Genomic DNA, 5,157 nt, shown 5'->3' on the forward strand with positions numbered 1-5,157 from the left:
CGGGGCGGCGGGCCGGTCGAGCGGATCCGTGCTACTCGACGGTCACGGACTTGGCCAGGTTCCGCGGCTGGTCGACGTCGTAGCCCTTGGCGGTCGCGAGCTCGCACGCGAAGATCTGGAGCGGGACCGTGGTCAGCAGGGGCTGGAGCAGGGTGGGCGACTGCGGCACGCGGAACAGGTGGTTCGCGTAGTCGGCGACGGCCTCGTCCCCCTCCTCGGCGATGACGATGGTCACGGCCCCGCGGGCGCGGATCTCCTGGATGTTCGAGACCACCTTGGCGTGCAGCGAGTCCCGTCCCCGCGGGGAGGGCACGATCACGAACACCGGCTGGCCCTCCTCGATCAGGGCGATCGGCCCGTGCTTGAGCTCGCCCGCCGCGAAGCCCTCCGCGTGGATGTAGGCGATCTCCTTGAGCTTGAGCGCCCCCTCCAGGGCCACCGGGAAGCCGACGTGCCGGCCCAGGAAGAGCACCGAGGTGGCGTCCTTCATGGACTGCGCCAGCTGCTTGACCTGGTCCTGGGCGTCGATCACCCGCTGGATCTTCGCGGGCATCGCCTCGAGCTCGGCGAGGATCGTCGCGATCTCGTCCTTGTACTTGTTGCCGCGCAGCTGCGCCAGGTAGAGGCCCAGCAGGTAGGCGGCGGTGATCTGCGCGAGGAAGGCCTTGGTCGAGGCGACGGCGATCTCGGGGCCGGCGTGCGTGTAGAGCGCTGCGTCGGCCTCGCGCGGGATGGTGGAGCCGTTGGTGTTGCAGATGGCCACGACCTTGGCGCCCTGCTCCTGGGCGTGCCGCACGGCCATGAGCGTGTCCATGGTCTCCCCCGACTGGGAGAGGGCGACCACCAGGGTCCGCTCGTTGACGATGGGGTCCCGGTAGCGGAACTCGTGGGCGAGCTCCACCTCGGTGGGGATCCGGCACCAGTGCTCGATCGCGTACCGGGCGACCTGGCCCGCGTAGGCGGCCGTGCCGCACGCGACGACCACGATCTTGTCCACGGCCCGCAGCACGGCCTCGTCGATCTTCAGCTCGTCGAGCACCAGGTTGCCCTCGAGGTCCGTGCGGCCCATGAGGGTCTGCTCCACGGCTCCGGGCTGCTCGTTGATCTCCTTCTCCATGAAGGACGGGAAACCGCCCTTCTCGGCCGCGGCCGCGTCCCAGAGCACGTCGAAGGGCTTGCCCTCGGCGGGGTTGCCGTGGAAGTCGGTGATCTCGTACCCGTCGGCCGTGATGGACACGACCTGGTCCTGGCCCAGCTCCACGGCCCGGCGGGTGTAGTCGATGAAGCCGGAGACGTCCGAGCCGAGGAAGTTCTCCCCCTCGCCCAGGCCCAGCACCAGCGGGGAGTTGCGCCGTGCGGCGACGACCCGGCCGGGGTGGTCCACGTGGACGGCGAGGATCGTGAACGCCCCCTCGAGCCGCCGGCACGCGGTCTGCATGGCCACGGTGAGGTCCTGGTCGCCGAGGTCGTTGTAGGTCTCGCCGAGGAGCACGGCGGCCACCTCGGTGTCGGTCTCGGAGGTGAACTCGTGGCCCTTCTCGACGAGCTCGCGCTTGATCTCCGCGAAGTTCTCGATGATGCCGTTGTGGATCACGGCCAGACGCCCGCCGTCCACGACGTGGGGGTGCGCATTGGTGTCCGAGGGCCCGCCGTGGGTGGCCCAGCGGGTGTGGCCGATCCCGGTGGTGGCGCGCGGCAGCGGGTGCTCGCGCAGCTCCTCCTCGAGGTTCACCAGCTTGCCGGCCTTCTTGCGGTAGCCCACGGTCCCGTTCGAGACCACGGCGATGCCCGCGGAGTCGTACCCGCGGTACTCGAGCCGGCGGAGGCCCTCGACGAGGACGTCCAGGGCGTCGTGCCCGGCCGGCGCGACCTGCCCGTCGGCGTGCTGGGAGGGGGGGCCCACGTATCCAACGATTCCACACATGCGCTTCACAGTACCGCATGGAACCGGGACGTCCGGGCACGTCGGGCGGGCCGTGCCGGAGCGTGCGCGACGCACCGGGGGTCAGCCGCGGCGCTCCCGGACGGCCTCGGTGACGAGCTCCTCGAGCGGCGCGAACAGGGGGTGCGAGGGGTCCAGTCCGGTGATCTCCCGGACGGCCTCGGCGGGGGCCAGGGTGTCCAGGATCTCACCCAGCCGGACGGCCTCCGGGTCCCCGGGCGGATCGAAGCGCAGGGCGGCGGCCATCGCGGCCCGCAGCCCGCCGGTGGGCATGCCGCGCTCGGCCAGCTCGGCGGCCGGGCCGGTGAAGCGCTCGTGCCGGGAGAGCTTGCGCAGCGGGGCGCGGCCCACGCGCTCGACCGTGTCGGGGAGGTGCTCGTTGGCGAACCGGCCGAGGATCTTCGCCACGTACCGTCCGTGCTCCCGGTCGTCGAAGCCGTGCGCGGCCACCAGCAGCGCCTGCGTCTCGGCCAGAGCGGCGGCGACCCGCTCCCGGACCGCCGGGTCGGCGATCGCCTCCGCGATCCGGTGGTGGCCGGCCAGGTAGCCGAAGTAGGCGCACGCGGCGTGGCCGGTGTTGACCGTGAACAGCTTCCGCTCGATGTAGGGCACCAGGTCGTCGACGAACGTGGCGCCCTCGACGGCCGGCTCCCGCCCGGCGAACGGGGTGCGGTCGATGACCCACTCGTGGAACTGCTCCACCACCACGTCGAGTCCGCCGCCCTCCTGCTGGGGCACGATCCGGTCCACGGCCGTGTTGGCGAAGACCGCGCGTCGCTCGAGGTCCTCCCCGGGGTAGGCCTTCCGCACGGCCTCCGCGAGGAGGTCGGTCGCGGAGAGGGCGTTCTCGCAGGCCATGACGGTCACGGGCTCCGCCCCCGCGGGACGGGCGGCGATCCCGCGGGCGAGCAGCGGGGCGAGGAACGGCAGGACGTGCGCGCCGACGGCGGTGGTCACCACGTCCGCCGACGCGATCTCGGCGACCACCGCCTCGGGGTCCTCGGCGGAGTTGAGCGCCCGGTAGCCGTCGACCACGGTGTCCCGTGAGCCGGCGCCGACCTCGTGGACGGTGTAGGCCGGGGTGGCGGCCAGGGCCTCGATCAGCGGGGCCGCGACGTCGGCGAAGACGACCTCGTAGCCCGAGCGGTGCATCAGCAGCCCCACGAAGCCCCGGCCGATGTTGCCCGCGCCGAAGTGCACGCACTTCATCAGTCGTTCACCCGGCCCAGCAGGTCGAGCACCTCGTCGGCCGTGCGCGCCTCGTTGAGCTGGCGCACCTTCTCCTTGTTGCCGAAGATCCTCGCGACCTTCGCGAGAATGCCCAGGTGCTCGTTGTCCTTGCCGGCGATGCCGATCACCCAGGTCACGGGCTTGCCGTTCCAGTCCAGACCGTCGGGGTAGCGCACGACCGACAGCGCCGAGGAGCGGATGCTGTCCTTCGCCTCGTTCGTGCCGTGCGGGATCGCCAGGCCGTTGCCCATGAACGTCGACACCGACTCCTCCCGCTCGTGCATGGAGGCGACGTACTCGTCGGTCACGGCCCCGGCGGCCACGAGCAGCCCTCCCGCCTCGTCGATGGCCTGCGCGGCCGTGGTCGCCCCGCCGTCCATCACGATCCGGTCCGTGGTGAGGATCGCGCCCCCTGCGGGCCCGGCGGCCGCCCCGTCCGCCGCGGGTCCGTCCGCGGCCGGGGTCTCCGCGGCGCCCCCGGCGGGGACGGCGGCGCCGTTGCGCTGCTGGACCGCCTCGACGATCTCGTCGTAGCGGGGGCTGCCCATGAAGTTGTCCACCGTGACCACCGAGGCACTGGGCACCTTGGGCCGGGCCCGGGTCGCGAGGTCCTGGTGGGTGACGACGATGTCGAAGTCGTCGGTGAGGTTGGCGATCGAGGCGTTGGTGACCTTCACGTCCTCGAAGCCGGCCGCCCGGACCTTGTTGCGCAGCACCGAGGCGCCCATGGCGGAGGAGCCCATCCCGGCGTCGCAGGCGAAGACGATGTGGCGGACCGGAGCGCCCTCGGCCAGCGCCCGGGCGCTGTCGCCGCCGGTGTCCGCGCCCCCGCTGGAGCCCAGGACGGCGGAGGAGACGGTGGACTTCTTGCCCTTCATCGACTCCATGCTCGCGGTCGCGGCCGCCAGGTCGCCCTCGCCCCTGTCCCGGGAGGCCTTCAGGATCACCGAGGCCACCACGAAGGACACCGCCGAGGCCACCACCACCGCCAGCACCACCCCCACATAGGAGTCCGAGGCCGTCTGGGCCAGCACCGCGATGATCGACCCCGGCGCCGCCGGAGCCCGCAGCCCCGCCCCGAAGACCGTCAGCGTGAAGATCCCGCTGGCCCCACCGGCGATCGCGGCCAGGATCAACGCCGGCTTCATCAGCACGTAGGGGAAGTAGATCTCGTGGATCCCCCCGAAGAAGTGGATCAGCGCCGCCCCCGGGGCGCTCGCCCGGGCCGCCCCCCGCCCGAAGACCATGTACGCCGCCAGGATCCCCAGCCCCGGACCCGGATTGGCCTCCAACAGGAACAGGACGGACTTGCCCTGCTCCAACGCCTGGGTGGTGCCCAACGGGGTGAGGATCCCGTGGTTGACCGCGTTGTTCAAGAACAGCACCTTCGCCGGCTCGATCAGGATCGAGGTCAACGGCAGCAACCCCCGCGAGACCAAGAACTCCACCGCCGCCGCGGCCGCCCCGGAGAACACCAGCACCGCCGGACCGATCACGAAGAACCCCACACTGGCCATCAGCGCCCCCACGATCCCCGCGGAGAAGTTGTTCACCAGCATCTCGAAACCGGGCTTGATCTTCCCGTCCCAGATCCCGTCGATGCGCTTCATCAACCACGCCGTGGCCGGGCCCATCAGCATCGCCCCGATGAACATCGGGATGTCCGCCCCCACGATCACCCCCATCGTGGCGATCGCCCCCACCACACCACCACGCACGTCATAGACCATCCGCCCACCCGTGTAGGCGATCAGCAACGGCAGCAAATACGTGATCATCGGGCCCACCAGACCCGTGTGCGGATCCCCCGCCGCGTCCTCCCCGAACCCGCCCAAGGGCCCGAACGGGGTGAACCCCGCCTCGATGAAGAACGCCGTGATCAGCCCCCAGGCGATGAACGCCCCGATATTGGGCATGATCATCCCCGACAGGAACGTCCCGAAACGCTGCACATGCGCCCGCGCCGCGGACGACCGCCCACCCGC

Annotated in this window: 3 protein-coding genes; all 3 read right to left on the bottom strand. The window is 71.4% G+C overall.

The genetic code is table 11. From position 1 onward, the window contains the following. Positions 1-31 precede the first annotated feature (31 nt). A complete protein-coding gene (glmS, locus tag ACH9EU_RS03300) occupies positions 32-1,924 on the bottom strand; it encodes a glutamine--fructose-6-phosphate transaminase (isomerizing) (protein WP_396412512.1) in 1,893 nt (630 codons plus the stop codon). Between the two features lie 81 nt (positions 1,925-2,005). Next, positions 2,006-3,151 (bottom strand): mannitol-1-phosphate 5-dehydrogenase, encoded by a 1,146-nt coding sequence (locus tag ACH9EU_RS03305; protein ID WP_396412513.1) that lies wholly within the window; start codon positions 3,149-3,151, stop codon positions 2,006-2,008. Next, positions 3,151-5,157: PTS mannitol transporter subunit IICBA (locus ACH9EU_RS03310; RefSeq protein WP_396412514.1), on the bottom strand; the 2,007-nt coding region annotated here is incomplete at its 5' end. The genes ACH9EU_RS03305 and ACH9EU_RS03310, both read right to left, overlap by 1 nt.

This window comes from Kocuria rhizosphaerae (assembly GCF_044462265.1).
In the GTDB taxonomy this organism is placed as follows: Bacteria; Actinomycetota; Actinomycetes; order Actinomycetales; family Micrococcaceae; genus Kocuria; species Kocuria rhizosphaerae.